Source organism: Streptomyces sp. NPDC051662, assembly GCF_040681655.1.
Lineage (GTDB): Bacteria > Actinomycetota > Actinomycetes > Streptomycetales > Streptomycetaceae > Streptomyces.
Window position 1 is genome coordinate 23,991 of sequence record NZ_JBFAZD010000045.1, and the last position, 15,256, is coordinate 39,246.

General features: G+C 68.8%; 17 protein-coding genes. 9 read left to right on the top strand and 8 right to left on the bottom strand.

All coding sequences use genetic code 11. The annotated features are described in order from the left end of the window. The first annotated feature begins 96 nt into the window (after positions 1-96). The 4 genes from AB0M67_RS39620 (at position 97) to AB0M67_RS39635 (ending at position 2,615) form a co-directional block, all read left to right on the top strand. The gene (locus AB0M67_RS39620; RefSeq protein ID WP_365752831.1) at positions 97-960 is read left to right on the top strand and encodes an alpha/beta fold hydrolase; all 864 of its coding nucleotides are present in this window, start codon (positions 97-99) and stop codon (positions 958-960) included. 183 nt (positions 961-1,143) lie between these two features. Continuing rightward, positions 1,144-1,485: a metalloregulator ArsR/SmtB family transcription factor gene (locus AB0M67_RS39625; protein ID WP_365752833.1), complete on the top strand. Its 342-nt coding sequence runs from the start codon at positions 1,144-1,146 to the stop codon at positions 1,483-1,485. 3 nt (positions 1,486-1,488) lie between these two features. After that, positions 1,489-1,995, top strand: coding sequence for an SRPBCC family protein (locus tag AB0M67_RS39630; RefSeq protein ID WP_365752835.1), 507 nt, complete (start codon positions 1,489-1,491; stop codon positions 1,993-1,995). Beyond that, on the top strand, positions 1,995-2,615 hold the full coding sequence (locus AB0M67_RS39635) for a dihydrofolate reductase family protein (protein WP_365752837.1): 621 nt from the start codon (positions 1,995-1,997) through the stop codon (positions 2,613-2,615). Before AB0M67_RS39630 ends, AB0M67_RS39635 begins: the two co-directional genes overlap by 1 nt. Before the next feature lie 410 nt (positions 2,616-3,025). On the opposite strand, the gene AB0M67_RS39640 is transcribed toward AB0M67_RS39635, so the two are convergent. From AB0M67_RS39640 to AB0M67_RS39650, 3 genes are all read right to left on the bottom strand, one after another. Beyond that, positions 3,026-3,562 (bottom strand): YbhB/YbcL family Raf kinase inhibitor-like protein, encoded by a 537-nt coding sequence (locus AB0M67_RS39640; protein WP_365752839.1) that lies wholly within the window; start codon positions 3,560-3,562, stop codon positions 3,026-3,028. 176 nt (positions 3,563-3,738) lie between these two features. After that, positions 3,739-4,602, bottom strand: a complete 864-nt coding sequence (locus tag AB0M67_RS39645) for an AraC family transcriptional regulator (RefSeq protein WP_365752841.1) — start codon at positions 4,600-4,602, stop codon at positions 3,739-3,741. A gap of 371 nt (positions 4,603-4,973) precedes the next feature. After that, on the bottom strand, positions 4,974-5,558 hold the full coding sequence (locus tag AB0M67_RS39650; protein ID WP_365752843.1) for a TetR/AcrR family transcriptional regulator: 585 nt from the start codon (positions 5,556-5,558) through the stop codon (positions 4,974-4,976). Positions 5,559-5,659: 101 nt separating this feature from the next. On the opposite strand from AB0M67_RS39650, the gene AB0M67_RS39655 reads away from it, so the two are divergent. Beyond that, the gene (locus AB0M67_RS39655) at positions 5,660-6,745 is read left to right on the top strand and encodes an alpha/beta hydrolase (RefSeq protein WP_365752845.1); all 1,086 of its coding nucleotides are present in this window, start codon (positions 5,660-5,662) and stop codon (positions 6,743-6,745) included. A 317-nt stretch (positions 6,746-7,062) separates the two neighbouring features. Here the strand turns inward: AB0M67_RS39655 and AB0M67_RS39660 are convergent, their stop codons facing one another. Then, on the bottom strand, positions 7,063-8,040 hold the full coding sequence (locus tag AB0M67_RS39660) for an Lrp/AsnC family transcriptional regulator (protein WP_365752847.1): 978 nt from the start codon (positions 8,038-8,040) through the stop codon (positions 7,063-7,065). A gap of 235 nt (positions 8,041-8,275) precedes the next feature. Here AB0M67_RS39660 and AB0M67_RS39665 point away from each other — a divergent pair, with 235 nt between their 5' ends. Then, on the top strand, positions 8,276-8,839 hold the full coding sequence (locus AB0M67_RS39665; protein ID WP_365752849.1) for a RidA family protein: 564 nt from the start codon (positions 8,276-8,278) through the stop codon (positions 8,837-8,839). A 91-nt stretch (positions 8,840-8,930) separates the two neighbouring features. Beyond that, complete coding sequence (locus AB0M67_RS39670; protein ID WP_365752851.1) at positions 8,931-9,791, top strand: alpha/beta hydrolase; 861 nt, start codon at positions 8,931-8,933, stop codon at positions 9,789-9,791. 517 nt (positions 9,792-10,308) lie between these two features. Here the strand turns inward: AB0M67_RS39670 and AB0M67_RS39675 are convergent. Together AB0M67_RS39675 and AB0M67_RS39680 are read right to left on the bottom strand one after the other, a co-directional pair. Beyond that, positions 10,309-10,527, bottom strand: coding sequence for an alpha/beta hydrolase (locus tag AB0M67_RS39675; RefSeq protein WP_365752852.1), 219 nt, complete (start codon positions 10,525-10,527; stop codon positions 10,309-10,311). Between the two features lie 188 nt (positions 10,528-10,715). After that, a complete protein-coding gene (locus AB0M67_RS39680; RefSeq protein ID WP_365752882.1) occupies positions 10,716-11,678 on the bottom strand; it encodes a zinc-binding dehydrogenase in 963 nt (320 codons plus the stop codon). A gap of 94 nt (positions 11,679-11,772) precedes the next feature. Here AB0M67_RS39680 and AB0M67_RS39685 point away from each other — a divergent pair, with 94 nt between their 5' ends. Next, positions 11,773-12,405, top strand: a complete 633-nt coding sequence (locus AB0M67_RS39685; RefSeq protein WP_365752854.1) for a helix-turn-helix domain-containing protein — start codon at positions 11,773-11,775, stop codon at positions 12,403-12,405. Between the two features lie 103 nt (positions 12,406-12,508). Here the strand turns inward: AB0M67_RS39685 and AB0M67_RS39690 are convergent, their stop codons facing one another. Together AB0M67_RS39690 and AB0M67_RS39695 are read right to left on the bottom strand one after the other, a co-directional pair. Continuing rightward, the gene (locus AB0M67_RS39690; RefSeq protein WP_365752883.1) at positions 12,509-13,852 is read right to left on the bottom strand and encodes a site-specific integrase; all 1,344 of its coding nucleotides are present in this window, start codon (positions 13,850-13,852) and stop codon (positions 12,509-12,511) included. Position 13,853: 1 nt separating this feature from the next. Continuing rightward, entirely contained in the window at positions 13,854-14,204 is a 351-nt protein-coding gene (locus AB0M67_RS39695) for a helix-turn-helix transcriptional regulator (RefSeq protein WP_365752856.1), read from the bottom strand. Positions 14,205-14,650: 446 nt separating this feature from the next. Between AB0M67_RS39695 and AB0M67_RS39700 the strand changes: the two genes are divergently transcribed. After that, entirely contained in the window at positions 14,651-14,872 is a 222-nt protein-coding gene (locus AB0M67_RS39700) for a helix-turn-helix domain-containing protein (RefSeq protein WP_365752857.1), read from the top strand. Positions 14,873-15,256: the final 384 nt, after the last annotated feature.

Sequence of the window (15,256 nt, forward strand, 5' to 3'; positions counted from 1 at the left end):
GTCGAGCATGGCGCCTTGTCCCCCCGTCCTGCGACTTCATGCCCTGGCCGTAACGCGATGATCCGCCGGACAGTACCTAAAAAGTGAGGTAGACAGATGCGACCGACGTTCGTACTGGTTCACGGAGCCTTCGCGAATTCGTTCTCCTTCGCACCACTCCAGGCCGAACTCGGCCTCCTCGGACACCGTTCGATCGCCGTCGATCTTCCGGGGCACGGGTTCGCCGCGACCTACCCGCGCGCCTATCAGGCGCCGCAGGATCCCGCAGGGCTCGCCACCGCGCCCGGGGCCATCAAGGGCGTCACGCTCGCCGACAACGCCGCGCACCTCATCGGGATACTGGAGCGGGCCAAGCGCAACGGCCCCGTCATCCTCGTCTCACACAGCCGCGGCGGTATGACGGCCACCGTCGCGGCCAACCAGCGGCCCGACCTGATCGACCGCATCGTCTATGTCTCCGCCTGGTGCCCCGTCGATCTCGACGTCAACTCCTACTATGCCGAGCCCGAGATGGCCTCGGTCGACGCCACAGGGCAGGTAGCGGCGATGGTCGGGAACCCCGCCGAACTCGGGCTGCTGCGCTCCAACTTCCGCACCGCCGACCCTGGCGTCCTCGCGGCCTTCAAGGCGGCTTTCCTCGCCGACGGGACGGACGAGGAGTTCATGGTCTTCCTCAACACCTTCCAGCCCGACGAGAACCTCGACGCCGGCACGCCCGATGACCGGGCACAGCCCGACACCTGGGGGCGGATCCCCAAGACGTACATCCGGCTGGCCGAGGACACCAGCGTGCCGGTCGCCATGCAGGACCGGATGATCCGCGAGGGGGACGCGCTGACGCCGCAGAACCCCTACGACGTCCGTACGCTCACCAGCAGCCACCTGAAGTGGCTGGTCGACCCGGTACCGGCGGCCCGAGTTCTGGGCGAGATCGCCGCGCTCCTCCCTGCCGGATCATGATCGGAGCCAGATCCGCCGCGCGAACCCGGGCGTAGGCGGGCGGCCCTGGTGGTCACTCTTCTCCGGGATGACGTGTCGGTTGCCGCGCTTGCGGAGATAGGTGCGGATCTCGCGGTTGCGTCGAACCGTTCGACGACGGCGGTCGACCCTTGACGCATGCCGATATCGGCATACGATTGCCCCATGGCACGAGCAGCGACGACGTCGGACGTCTTCAACGCGATCGCCGAGCCGCAGCGCCGGGAGATCCTGGTACTGCTACGGGGTGGCGAGCGGTCGGTGACGGAGTTGGCCCAGGAGCTGGGGATGACCCAGCCGGGGGCGTCCAAACATCTACGGGTGCTCCGGGAGGTCGGGCTGGTGTGCGACCGCAAGGCGGGCAAGCAGCGCTTGTACGGCCTTGACGCCGGCGGGCTGCGGCCCGTCCACGAGTGGACCGGCGGTTTCGAGCAGTTCTGGAACGAGAGCTTCGACCGACTGGACGCCTACGTGCAGGATCTGAAGCAGACAAGGAAAGCGGAGTAGCTGATGGGCACGACAGAACGAGGAACGCCGGCGCGGTCGGCGACAGCCGACCGCGAGATCGTCATCTCCCGGATCATCGACGCCCCACGGGAGCTGGTGTTCGAGGCGTTCACCGAGGTGCGGCACCTGTCGCGATGGTGGGGACCGGAGGGGTTCACCACCACCACGCGGGCGTTCGAGTTCCGCGTCGGCGGGGAGTGGGTCTTCGTGATGCATGGACCGGACGGGACGGACTACCAGGAGTGGATCTCCTGGACCGAGCTCGCCCCGCCGGAGCGGATCGCGTTGCTCCACGGTGAGACCCGCGATGACCCGAACGCCTTCGAGTCGGTCATCACGTTCGAGCCCGACGGTGCGGCGACCCGGATCGAAATGCACACGGTGTTCCCCACCAAGGAGCTGCGCGACGAGGCGGTCGAGAAGTACCACGCGATCGAGGGCGGCCGGCAGACCCTGAGCAACCTGGCCGCATACGTCACCGAGATCGTTCGGAAGGGAGGGGAGGGCTGATGGCCGGGAAGGTGTTCTTCAGTGTGTCGATGTCGCTGGACGGTTTCATCGCGCCCGAGTCCTCCGAGGAATTGATGGGGCGGCAGTGGATGGAGCTGCAGCGGTGGATCTTCCCGCAGCGGTTCTTCCGGGAGAACCTGAAGCTCGGCCGGGGCGGCGAGGAGGGGCGCGACAACGACATCGTGCGGGAGACGTTCGAGCGCACCGGCGCGAGCGTGATGGGTAAGCGCATGTTCGACGCCGGCGAGCAGATGTGGCCGGAGGAGGCGCCGTTCCACACGCCGGTCTTCGTCGTGACGCACGAGAAGCGTGACCCCTGGGAGCGGCCGGGCGGGACCACGTTCCACTTCGTCAACGACGGCATCGAGTCCGCCCTCGACCAGGCCCGCGAGGCCGCCGGTGATCGCGACGTCCGCGTCGCGGGCGGCGGCGCGACGATCCTGGAGTACGTGAACGCCGGCCTGATCGACGAGTTCTCGATCGCGCTCTCACCCGTGCTGTTCGGCTCCGGAATTCGCCTGTTCGAGGGCGTGGACGCCGGCCGCGTGGCCTTGGAGCAGATCCGCTCGGAGCCCTCCCCGGGGGTGACGCATGTGACCTACGCCGTCCGGGAGCGGTAATCGTCCCGACCTCAGCGCTCTCCCGCCGAGGTGAGCTGCCCGCGGACGGCCCGGCCCGCCCTGGCGGCGACGACGGACGGCGATACGTGCTCACCACTGCCTGCGCTGTGCACCGGCGCCTCTACCGTCCAGCCCGAATGCTGATCACAGGGGTGGCGGAAGGGGCTGGTGTGGGGCGGAATCCGCCAACCGTCCGCCCAGAAGACTCCCGGCTCCTGGTACGACCGGAGGTAGACCGATGTCCGCCTCGTGCTGACGATGGCCGGTACTCAGCCCTGCCCGCCGAAGACGGACTTCCCTGCCAGAACCCGGCGAGCATGGTCTGGCAGGGGCCGTCCCCGAGCGTGCGGGCGCTCACCGCTGCGAGAGGAAGCCGCCGGTCCGATGCCCAGCGGCGGCTTGGCCGACGCCTACGCGGGGGCCGCGTACTCGGCGATGACCTGAGCCCGTGCGAGTGTGTGGAAGCGGAGGTTGAAGCCGACGAAGGCCGGTGAGGCGTCGGAGTCCGGGCCGAGCTTCTCCTGGTCCACGGCGTAGACGGTGAAGACGTAGCGGTGCGCCGGGTCGCCGGCCGGCGGTGCGGCGCCGCCGAAGTCCTTGCTCCCGTAGTCGTTGCGTACCTGGATGGCGCCTTCGGGGAGCCCTTCGAACTTGCCGCTGCCCGCGCCCACCGGCAGTTCGGTCACCGAGGCCGGAATGTCGAAGAGGGACCAGTGCCAGAATCCGCTGCCGGTGGGCGCGTCCGGGTCGAAGCACGACACGGCGAAGCTCTTGGTCCCGGCCGGGAAGCCCTCCCACCTCAGCTGCGGAGAGGTGTTCCCGGCCGCGTAGACCTGCGCGTCCTTCAGCACCGCGCCGGGTTCGAAATCCTCGCTCGCGACGGTGAAGGACGGTACCCGCGGATGAAACTCGTGAGGCAGCGAAGCCCTCTTGGGTTGCTCGGTCACAACCACACCTCCTGGATCGACAAGGCCCGGCGCGCAGCGTTCCGCGCGCTATCGCAGGCCAGAAGAAGACATGTCCAGAGAACCATCCGGCGGTGCGGCCGAGGAAGAAAGATCCTCTCGCGTCCTTGCCCATTCCTGCCGTGTGGTGGCGAGACCAGTACCGGTACGGGCTCCCGTCATGGTGCGACGGTGTCCTGACTGGGCGGTGTGCCGAAGAGGCGCCGGTACTCGCGGCTGAACTGTGAGGGGCTCTCGTAGCCGACGCGGAGGGCGACGCCGGTCACGTCGTCGGCGTGGGTCGCCAGCATCAGCCGCGCCTGCTGCAGACGGATCTGCTTCTGGAACTGGATGGGGGTCATCGCCGTGACGGCCCGGAAGTTGCGGTGGAAGGAGGAGGTGCTCATGTTCGCGAGGCGGGCCAGATCCTCGACCCGGAACGGCTCGGCGTAGTGTTCCCGGACCCAGCGGGCTGCCTGTGAGATGTGGGTGAGGCTGCTGTCGGCGAGGCCGAGCTGGCGTACGAGCTCGCCTTGGTCGCCGGTGATCAGCCGCCAAAGGATCTCGCGTTTGATCAGCGGGGCGAGGGTCGCCTGGTCGCGGGGGTGATCCAGTAGGTGCAGCAGGCGGACCACGGCATCGATCAGCTCGGGCGAGGCGTCGCCGACGGCGAGAGCCGGCCGTGCTCTGCCCGGGTCGCGCGGTGCCGCCTCGGGTTCGGCCAGCAGGAGATCGGCGATGGCGGCGGGCTCAAGGGCCAGCCCGACACAGAGCGAGGGCTCCTGCGGGTCGGCGTCGAAGCTCGTGGTGATCGGCAGGTCCAGTGACGCGACGAGGTACTGGCCGGCCCGGAACTCGTACGTCTCCTCGCCCAGCATGAGGCGCTTGGTGCCCTGGGCGACCAGGACCAGCATGGTGCCGGAGGTCGACGGGGTGGGCGGGAGGGAGATCTCGAACCTCGACAGGCGGACCCCCTCGATGCCGGTGTACTGGTCCGGCCGCACATGCCGGTTCAGCAGGGCGCGGAGTTCATCAAGAGGCATGAGTCGATTGCAGCACAGCCCCCTGACCGGCCAGAAATGTGCCGCGCGGCGGGCGGAGAGCCGGGCCCCGGGGGTCGGTGATCCACAGCCGGTTCGGGCCGGGGCGGTGAAATTCCGCTCCACCCCGAGGTCACGGAGCCGACTCAGCGGACCCGGCCAGACCTGCGCGGCCTGGGTCGCCGCGGTGGACAGGCTCCGGGTCGGGGACTACGTCCAACGAGTCGCCGGTCACGAGAAGCGGGCAGGCCGGCCGATCACACCGAGCAGTACTCGCGCGCGGTCGCCGACCGGTATCCGCCCGAGCGCCGCCTCGTCGCTGTTCTGACTGGTGGGCGCGCCTCTTCGAGGGCGTGACGGATGGCGTGGCGAAGTCAGCGGGTGAGGCCGTCCAGGAGCAGGTCGACGAGCCTGCTGGTGAGGTGGCCGTCGATGGGGCGGCGGGTGAGCAGGGCCCGGAAGTGCAGGGGTGAGATGAGGACTTCGAGGACGAACGCGGGGTCGGTGTCCTCGGGCAGCTCTCCGCGGGCGACTGCCCGGTCGACGATGATCCGGGCCAGGTCGAACCGTGAGCTCCAGAACTCTTCGCGGCTTTCGGCCAGGGCCGGCTCGTCGGCCGCGGCCGACATGGAGCGGACGAGGGCCTTGCCGAACGGGGTGTCCAGATAGGCGGCCAGCGAGTCCGCGAAGGTGATGAGGTCGTCGCGCAGGGTTCCAGTGTCCGGGATGTGGAGCTGTTCCTCGCTGTAGGCCAGGAGCGCGTCGACGACGAGGTGTTCACGGGTGCCCCACCGCCGGTAGACCGAGGTTTCGTGGACGCCCGCCCGGCGGGCGATCTCGGGGATGCTGACGGCGTCGGGGCCGTGCTCGGCCACGGCCCCGAGGGTCGCGTCCAGGACGGCCCGGCGGACCCGTGCGGACCGGCCGCCGGTCCTGCGGCGGACCTGCTCTTCACTCACCCCCGAATGCTATCGCAGGATACTTGCGTTACTCGGCGGGGCGGCGATACGTTCCAAATTAACGCAGCCTTCCTGCGTTAAAGGTTTTCGGAGGAGACGTCATGTCGTACCAGTGGCCGCTGGACGTGAATGATCTGTTCGGGGAGCGGTACCCGCAGATGGTCGGCAACGGTCTGCCGGTCCCCGACGTGGACGCGGTGCGCGCCGCGGTCACCGACATGTGGGCGGACGAGCCCGGCGGATGGGTCCACGAGTGGTCGGCGCTCGCGGCGCGCTACGCCGAGGCCGGATCGCACGGCCTCTCGGCACTCGCCTACGGCTGGGCGCGGTTCCCCACCCTGGCCGACGAGGCCAAGCGGGTCGCGCTGGCCCACCAGAGCGAGCAGTACCTCCTCGCGGCACCCGGATTCCCGGTCGCCTTTCGCAGGGACGTCCTGGACCTGCCTTACCGGGGCGGTGTCACGCGCGTGCCGGTGCATGTCCTCACCCCGCCCGCCGTAGCGGGAAAGGGCCCGGTGCTGCTGGTCAGCGGCGGTGTCGACAGCTGGAAGATGGATCTGCACGGCCTGCTGGTGACGCTCTGCTCGCACACCGGCCTGCCGGCGGTCGCCTTCGACATCCCCGGGACCGGCGACTCTCAGGTGCCGATGAGCCCGGACGGCGCGGAGATCGTCCGCGGCCTGATCGGCCACGCCCGGACTCTGGGCAACGGCATCGTCGTGCACGTGGGCATCTCGATGGGAGGCCACTACTCCGCCCGCTCCGGCCTGGCCGGTGAGGCCGACGCGGCCGTCGTGCTGGGCGGCCCCGTCGAGGCGGCCTTCGCTCACGGCCGTCTCGCCCGGTTCGGGATGGACGGCATCGTCGGCAACGCCCTGGGTTTCGACCGGCAGCCGGGCCACGACGACCTGTTCGCGGCACTGACGGCCTTCTCGCTGAGGCCGCTGCTGGACCAGGACGGCCAGGCGCCGATGCTCGTCATCAACGGCGCCGACGACGTCCATGTCCCGCAGGACGACACCCTGGTGTTCGAAGGCCGCCGGGCCACCGAGGTCCACCTGCTGCCCGGGACCGGGCACTGCGCGGTCACCAAGCTCCCCGAAGTCCTGGGGATCATCTCCGAGTGGCTCCCGCGCACCCTGTCCACCCTCCGGGCAGGCCCCGTCACCACAGTGGGACCGAAGTGAGCGGCACACAGATCACCGACCAGCTGTCCGGAGCCCAGAGCCAGTTCCTGAGCGCGTCCGGCCCGGCCGGTGGGTTCGGATACTCCGACGGCATGGTCGTCATGGGCACCCAGCGGGACGCCCAGTTGGGACGCCCTGAGCCACTACTTCCACCGGGGCAGGATGTGGAACGGCTCCAGCGCCGACAGCCTGGACGCGGGCTGTGCGATACCACCGGCGATCTGGAAGACGCCCTCGCCCGGCAGGTCAGCACAGTGCGGCGGGGCGACGCGCTGCTGGTGCGGACCGGGCAGATGAGCGTACGGCGCGGCCGGCGGTCAGGGCTCGACGGCCTGCCAGCGACCGTCGCGATAGACCATGCCGCTCTCCTTGATGAACGTGGTGACGAGGTGGACGCGGGCATGGCGGTAGCCGGGCAGGCCCGGCAGTACGTCGGCCTGGAGGCGGTACACGTCGTCGGTGTGGGACACGGCCACCGCGGCGATCAGATTGTCGGGGCCGGTCACCGCGGCGGCCAGATGGACCGCCGTGCGGGAGGTGAGCTGCTTGACCGTGTCGGGCAGCCTGGCCGGGTCGCACTGGATGAAGAACACCGCCTGGACGTCCAGGCCCACCTGGCAGCGGTCCACGACGGTGGCGATCTCGGCGCCGCCGCCGCGTCTGAGGCGGTCGAGGCGGCGCTGGGCGGTCGCGGGGGAGGTGTGGGTCGCCGCCGCGAGCCGGGCGAAGCTCATTCGGCCGTCCACGGCGAGCGCTTCCACCAGGTGCTGTTCGTCCGCGTCGAGACGAGGGCCGGGAGCGAGGCCGGGAGCTCCGTACGGGTGCCGGACGAGGTCCGTCTGGGCGGCGGTGAGCAGGGGCGGCTGCGGAGGACCGGCCAGGGTGTGGGCGCGCAGCACGGGCAGGGTCCGCAGGTCGACGAGATCGCTGATCAGCGATTGGTGACGTAGTGTCAGGTCATTGCGTTCGTCGCGGTGGCGGGGGTGGACCAGAGCGAAGATCTCGCCGTTGTCGAGTACCCAGACCGTCTTCACCGGGTACAACCGGGCGAGTTGGTGTGCCAGCCGCAGGGTCCGGTCTGGACGCGCGCGCCGTATGAGCAGCAGGGGCCAGCCGCCCCAGGCCCGGTAGGGATTCTCCAGGACGGTGACCGCGAGCAGGCCGGACTCCATCAGCCGGGTGCCGCGTCTGCGGACCGTGCTCTCGGTGAGGTCCAGGGCCTCGGCGATCGCCGTCCACGAGGCACGCCCGTTGGCCAGCAACGCCGAGACCACCAGCTTGTCCGTGACGTCCATGGTGGCGCCTCCGAGGTGTGTCGGGTCGCGGCTCCGACCCTGGTCGTGATCAAGGTCCATAGTGACGAAAATCCGCAGCCGGGTGGGAGGCGGGTGGCGGAATCCTGCACGTACGGGCACGTGGGGCGTGAGGTGAGGGTCGGTGGGCGGGCGGCGGTCTTCACTGGCCTCGTCACCACGACTCGTCACCAAGGCTTTCCCCACGAACTGTCACTCGCCGAGAAGAGGCACGACCATGACGATGACCCGCCGTACGAACCTCGCCACCGCCCTCGTCAGCGGCTTGGCGTCCGCGGTCCTGGTACTCGGCGTTCAGTCCGGTACCGGCGAGGAGCCACGGCTGAGCGCCACCAGCGTGTCCGCAGCGGCGCCGGCGACCGACGCGGCGCCGCTGAAGACGGACGGCCGAAGGAAGCTGGGTGAGCCCTGGAAGTACGACGGCAGGACCGCCCTGTACCAGAGCCATGAGGTGAAGGACCCGCGCGGCATCCTGTTCGTGGCCGGGCAGACGGCGAAGGACGAGAACAACACGTACCTGCACCTGTGGGACATGGAGCAGCAGATCGACCGCGTCTTCGACCAGGTGGAGAAGTACGTCGAGGACGCGGGCTACAAGCCGAGCGACATCACGAACCTGCGCTACTCGGTGACTGACGAGGACCTCTTCTTCCAGCACTTCGACCAGGTCATCGACCGACTCGACAAGGCCGGCATCAAGCCCACCAGCGCGGCGATCGGCGTCGAGCGGCTCGCCCGGCCCGGCGTGCTCATCGAGATCGAGGCGACCGCGGTCCGCTGATCCGATACACCGTCCAGCGCGCCGTCCTCCCAACTCCCCACCCTCCGGCCCGGTTCCCGGTCCGGCTCTTCGAACAGACAAGGCTCCCACCATGCAGAGAACCAGGACCGCGCGCCGTGCGCTGATCGCGGCCACCGCCGCGACGGCCGCCACAGCGGCGGCGGTGCTGACGACCGCGGCCACCGCGGCCCCCGGCACCGCTCCTCAGGCAACGAAGGACGCCCAGGGAGCCGCCAAGCCGACGGTCGTCCTCGTCCACGGCGGCTTCGCCGACGCCTCGGCGATCTGGAACGATGTCATCAAGCGGCTCCAGCGCGACGGCTACCCGGTGATCGCGCCCGCCAACCCGCTGCGCGGCCTGTCCAGCGACGCGCCCTACCTGGCCGGCCTCCTGAAGTCGATCAAGGGGCCGCTCATCCTCGCCGGTCACTCCTACGGCGGCGCGGTCATCACCAACGCCGCCGCCGGCAACCCCAACGTCAAGGCCCTGGTCTACGTCGCCGCGTTCGTGCCCGACGAGGGCGAGCAACTCATCGGCCTGCTCGGCAAGTACCCCGGCAGCGAGATCCCGGACGCGATCAACGAGGTGCCGTTCACCGGCCCGGACGGCACCACCGGGACCGACATCTATCTCAAGGCCGACAAGTTCCGCAGCGCGTTCGCCGCGGACCTGCCCAGGTCGGTCACCGATGTCATGCACGCCACGCAGCGCCCCGCCGCCGCCACGCACCTCACCGACCCCACGCGGGCCGCCGCCTGGCGGGACATTCCGTCCTGGGGCCTGGTCGCCGCCGCGGACAAGGCCATACCGCCCGCCCTGCAGCGCTGGGAGTACGACCGCGCGAACACGCGCGGCCAGATCGAGGTACGGGGGGCTTCGCACTCCGTCATGGTCAGCCACCCCGGCACGGTGGAGAAGCTCATCGAGGCCGCCGACCGCACCACGCGCTGAACCGGAGCGGACGCCGCGCGAACAGGCGCGGTTTCGGGGGCCCCTATGCAGTTCGTCAAGGTGGCGGGTTAGCTTGCTGCTGATGTCAGTTGGCTGGAGGGGGATGTGGTGGGGGCGTCGAGTGAACGGTCGAAGGTGCGGTCTGTCGATGAGTGGCGGGACGTCTATGACCTGCTGGAGGCCGTTCGGCAGCGGCCGAACCTATGGGTGCGTGAGGGCTCATTGGAGGAACTGGCGGCGCTGATGTCCGGGTATCACCTCGCCCTTCAGGTCCACGATGTCGATGAGCCGTTCGAGTTTCACCGTGGGAGTGGAGGGTTTGCCTCCTGGCTCAGCAGGACCCGTGGGTGGTCGACGGCGATCGCGTGGGACGCCGCGATCGTGGAGAACATGCCGGGGGAACCTCCGCTTGATGCCTTCTTCCGGCTTGCGGATGAGTACCGAGATTTCGCAGGACGGCCGGTTCATGAGCCCTGTCATCGCGGTGTCTGTTCAGACTGATCGGGCGGGTCGGGATTCATGGAAAGCGCCGTCGATCTCGATCGTCCATGTGCACTCCTCGTTCACCGAGGGCTCGGCGCGTCCGAAGCGCCCCGGACAGCGGGGTCGCCGGATCGCGGAGGTTCCGCACCATGAGGATGTCGGAAGGTCCCCGAGCGGGGATCTTCACCTTCGGCTCCGCGGGGGCCGGCCAGAAGGCGCACGGCCGGATGTTGGCCGTGAACGCGCCGTACATCGGGTGGCGGACGCGGTCGACCGCGACGTTGTCACCCCGAGGTAGGCGGCGGGGTAGTTGTCGCTGTACGTACCGCCGTCGGCCTCGCCGGGACCCGGGGGAGCGGGGACGTCATGCCCAGCGGTATCCACAGCCCCTCTGACACCCGTTCCGCGCGGCTGGAGCGGGCAAGAGGGGAGAGCGCGGGGCTACGGTGTCAGCACGATCCTGCCGAAGACTTCACCCGCGTCCATCTTCCGGTGCGCCAGCACAGCTTCGTCCAGCGGCAGCAGTGCGTGCACCACCGCTTCGATCTCGCCACGGCCGGCTGCGTCGAACTGCTTGCCGCGTACGGCACTCAGGTCGGCCGGGGTGATGGTGGCCGCGCTGAAGGCGGCGAAGGACATCGACTTCTGGAACGCCGCCATGATCTTCGTGCCGAAGTCCGCGGGCGGCTGACCCGCGACAGCGCCCACGGCCACCATGCGGCCGTTCGGGTTGAGCCTGTCGAAGAACGACGGCATGTCCTCACCGGCCACAACGTCGATGATGACGTCATAGCCCGCGGGGGCCTCTTCCCCTCCGTCGCCGGATCGGTCCAGCACGTGGGTCGCGCCGAGACGGCGCAGCCGCTCGCCGCGCTCGGATGACGATGTCGTGACCGCCACCGCGGCGGCACCACCGCGAGCCGCGAGCTGCACCGCCATGATCCCGATACTGCCCGCCGCGCCACGTACCAAGACCGTCTCCCCGGGAGCGAAATGGGCGTGGCGAAGCCCGAAGTGGGCCACCGCGCCGGAACTGCCGAGCGTTACCGCGGCGGCGGCGGACAGGCTGCTGGGCAGGGGAAGGATCTGCTCGACCGGCGCGACGGCCTGTTCGACGTAGCCTCCGCCGGTGCCGGTGAAGCCCCACACCCGCAGGCCGAGCCACGACGCGTCGACGCCGTCACCGACCGCGGTCACGGTGCCCGCCACCTCGCTACCCGGGATGTGGCCCTCCTTGAAGCCGTAGGCGGCCAGAGCCCCGCTTCGGATCACGGTGTCGACACCACCGACGCCCACCGCCTCGGTGGCTATCAGTACCTGCCCGGCGGCAGGTGCGGGTACCGGCAGGTCGACAACAGCCAGACCGTCAGGACCTCCGAACGTCCGGATCGAGATTGCCTTCAATGTGGTCTCCAGATTCTCGGACAGCTCAAGCACGAGAGCTTCTACGTCTCGGACGGTAACGGACGCCCCCGTCCGTTTAGGTAAAGTGAGAGTGGTGACCGACCGTTTGCCTCATACGTTGCGCTCCGACGCGCTGGACAACCGCGAACGCATCCTCGACGCGGCCCGAGCGCTGTTCTCCACCGACGGCCTGGACGTGCCGATGCGGGAGGTCGCCCGGCGTGCCGGGGTGGGACCTGCCACCTTGTACCGTCACTTCCCGACCAAGCAGACGCTGGTCGCCGAGGCCTTCGCGGACCAGCTGAACGCATGTCGCGCCATTGTCGACGAGGGGTGCGCCGATCCTGATCCGTGGCGTGGCCTGTGCCTGGTGATCGAGAGGATCTGTGAGCTGCACGCACGCGATCGGGGCTTCACCGAAGCCTTCCTGTCGACCTACCCGGGGGTGAAGGATGTCGCCGCGGGCCGTGAGTACACGGTGAAAGCAGTCGCCGAACTGGCTCAGCGAGCCAAGGAAGCAGGGCAGCTACGGTCCGACTTCGTCCTGGACGACCTGATTCTCATCCTCATGGCCAACAAGGGGATCCACACCACATCGACCGCCGGCCAGGTCAAGGCCTCCCGACGCTTCGCAGGGCTGGTGATCCAGGCGTTCGCAGCCTGCCCTCGGCACGCACCACTACCACCAGCTGCACGAATGGCAGGACTTCAGCCACCGCCTGCATGAGGCGGGGCATCAGCCGTACTGCCTGGTGTGGCCCTGACCTGGGATTTCGGTGGTCGTGGGCGGGGTCTTCGGGCCTCGCCCTTTCAGTGCTTGAGAGGGGCTGTCAAGCGGCCAGGGCACATTGAGGGCACATTGGTTTCGCTGGGGGTGCTGATGTGCCCTGGGCGGCGGGCGGGGCGCCGTTGTCTTTCGCCTCGGCTCCCGTTCCCGTTTCAGTGAAGGCGTCGTCGATCGCCTTGCGGGTGCGGGTCTCGCTCGACGGCAGGAGATGCGTGTACGTCCGCAGCGTGAAGCCCGGGTCCGAGTGGCCGAGGTACTCGGAGAGTGCCTTGATGCTCTCCCCAGCGTCCAGGAGCACGGAGGCGTAGGCGTGCCGGAGGGCGTGCATGCCGTCGTCCGGCGCCGCCTGGAGGTAGCGCGCGCCGCGCTCGCGGGGAGGTATCACGCCGGCTACGGCAAGGGCGCGCTTCCAGTCGCCCATGTTGAAGACGCTGCGGTTGTACGCCCGCTGCTTCGCGTCGACGAAGAGGAGGCGGAAGGTCTTCGGCTCGCCGTCCGGCTTGGCCCAGGGCAGGGTGACCTCGACCGGCCGGTACTCCTTCATGTGGGCTTTGAGAGCGGCGGCGAGTTGGGCGGGTAGGGGCACCGACCGGATCTTGTTGCCCTTGGGGAGGGCGAAGACGGGCTTCGTGCCGACCAGCCGCACTTGGCGGGTGACGTGTATCCAGCCGCCCTTGAAGTCGATGTCCTCGACGGCGAAGCCGAACACCTCGCCCTGGCGAAGGCCGCAGCCGAAGGCGAGCTTGCCGCCGGCCTGGAAACGCTTCGGGAGGCCGGCAATGACGGCGCGCACGCGCTCCAACGACCAAGGGATGATCTTCTTCTTGGTCGCGGTCGGGAGCTTGACCGACTTCGCCTTGCAGGGGTTCTTCGGCAGCAGTCCGTCCTCCACGGCCGAGCCGAGGATGCTGGAGAGGATGTCGAAGATGCCCTCGATCGTGGACACCTCCAGACCGCCGTCCTGGAGCGTGCGGATCCAACCCTGAACGATCGACGGCTGGTTGAGGGACCGCAACTCTCGTCGGCCGAGGTGCTCGACGATGTGGTTGCGGACGGTCGCCTCGTAGCGGAGGGCGGTCGTCGGGCCGACGGAGTTTGCGTCGAGCCACTTCTGCGCGTAGGCCCCGAGCGTCTGCTTCGTCTCGGCGGGAACGACGTAGGAGCCGCGCCGGATCTCGACGTCGACCTCGGCGGCACGGTTGTCCGCCTGGGCCTTCGTATCGAAGTTCTCCTTGCGCTGGCAGCCGTCCAGGTCGCGGTAGCGGACCTGCCAGCGCTTGCCGATGCCGTGGTCGGCGGTGGCGACCATCCGCCGCGTACGGCTCTTGTGTTCGCCGCACTCGACCTCGGTGGGCTTGGGGTGGGACTTGTGCCAGCGGTCGTACACGTCAGACAAGCAGGGCCTCCTGGAAGCGATCGAGGGTCTGGGTCACAAGGTGGGGCACGGGGCTGGCTGGCGAGCACAGCGGGAGCAGGACCATCGGCGAGACGCCGAGGGCGGCAGCGATCGCGACGAGGTCGTCGATGTCGCAGCGGCGCCGGGCGCGCTCGGTGCGGCTGAGGGCGGTGTTGGCCATCGGGCAACCCAGTGCGGTGCAGCGGGCGGCGAGCTGGTGCTGGGTCAGACCGCGCACGAGGCGTAGGTGCTCGATGGCGCTTGCTGTGTGGAGGCCGGCGGGGCCTATTTCGACAGGTCGGGTTGCCGTGACAGTTAGCTGTAACTTGTATCCGCCCGCCATGGCAAGAGTTAGTTCTTAAACTCTACAAAAGCGGTTCGGGAGCGAAGTGGCGTTCGTCTCATCGAATTCCGGTACATCGCGAGCCTTTTCAGCGTGGAGGTCGTGCTACCTTCCCTCCGCATCATTGCGATGGGGTGATTTGAGCGATAATCAGGCGCAGTGTCCGGCGGGCTGGCTGTGTCACTCCTGACGGCTAGACATCGCCTCTGGCCTGCTGAGGTATCGGATTCCGGCACCTCTGCAGGTTTCTTCGCCGCAGAAAAATTTCAGTGCTGTGGGAGCGATTTCGGCAACCGGGGATCCGCCCTTACTGTTTTGGTCTTCCCCGGCCACGCCGAGAGAAGTAGCCGGGAGGTTCAAAACCAGTTCTGGACGTTTCGCTGCGTGATGTGGCTGTGTTGCCCACGCCTGCCGTCCAAAATCCCGATCCCGATAAGGAGACATCATTGCCGAACCGCTCCCCGCGCTTTGCCGGCGCCGAGCGTGACCAGCTCGCCACTCCCACCGACGTGGCCGCGTACCTCGGGGTGCCGGTGAAGACGCTCTACCAGTGGAAGTACCGGGGCACCGGTCCCAACGTCCACAAGGTCGGTCGTCACCTGCGCTACCGCTGGCAGGAGGTGGACACGTGGCTGGATGCCCAGACGTCGTACGGCCTCACTGCCTGACCCCGCGCCTGACGCGGACAACGAAGCGGCCCCCGGCGAGCCAACGCCGAGAGCCACAGACTCCCCTGCTCAGTACCCATCCCTGAACGAATGAGCTGGTGAGGGGCGGGACCTTGCCCGTCCTGCCTCTCACCGGAGAGGAACGCCTATGGAGGACTCTACGTCCCCCACCCCCACGAATTCATCTCCCATCGGCTGGCCCACTCCCGCGGTCCCCGGCGAGGGCATCCCCTGGCGCCGCAGGGATCAGGCGGACACACGGTCCCCCGCGTCGGGGACCGCCGGGCACTCGACGGACGTGGAAGCACGCGGGGACCGACCTTCAGCTGATGCTGCTGTTGGGGACCGTCCCCGCGACGTGCCCGGTGCTCGGTCCCCGCAAGC

Coding starts and splice junctions, on each gene's coding strand:
- AB0M67_RS39620 (WP_365752831.1), top strand. CDS start 97: ATGCGACCGACGTTCGTACTGGTTCACGGAGCCTTCGCGAATTCGTTC.
- AB0M67_RS39625 (WP_365752833.1), top strand. CDS start 1,144: ATGGCACGAGCAGCGACGACGTCGGACGTCTTCAACGCGATCGCCGAG.
- AB0M67_RS39630 (WP_365752835.1), top strand. CDS start 1,489: ATGGGCACGACAGAACGAGGAACGCCGGCGCGGTCGGCGACAGCCGAC.
- AB0M67_RS39635 (WP_365752837.1), top strand. CDS start 1,995: ATGGCCGGGAAGGTGTTCTTCAGTGTGTCGATGTCGCTGGACGGTTTC.
- AB0M67_RS39645 (WP_365752841.1), bottom strand. CDS start 4,602: ATGCCTCTTGATGAACTCCGCGCCCTGCTGAACCGGCATGTGCGGCCG.
- AB0M67_RS39655 (WP_365752845.1), top strand. CDS start 5,660: ATGTCGTACCAGTGGCCGCTGGACGTGAATGATCTGTTCGGGGAGCGG.
- AB0M67_RS39660 (WP_365752847.1), bottom strand. CDS start 8,040: ATGGACGTCACGGACAAGCTGGTGGTCTCGGCGTTGCTGGCCAACGGG.
- AB0M67_RS39665 (WP_365752849.1), top strand. CDS start 8,276: ATGACGATGACCCGCCGTACGAACCTCGCCACCGCCCTCGTCAGCGGC.
- AB0M67_RS39670 (WP_365752851.1), top strand. CDS start 8,931: ATGCAGAGAACCAGGACCGCGCGCCGTGCGCTGATCGCGGCCACCGCC.
- AB0M67_RS39675 (WP_365752852.1), bottom strand. CDS start 10,527: ATGTACGGCGCGTTCACGGCCAACATCCGGCCGTGCGCCTTCTGGCCG.
- AB0M67_RS39695 (WP_365752856.1), bottom strand. CDS start 14,204: ATGGCGGGCGGATACAAGTTACAGCTAACTGTCACGGCAACCCGACCT.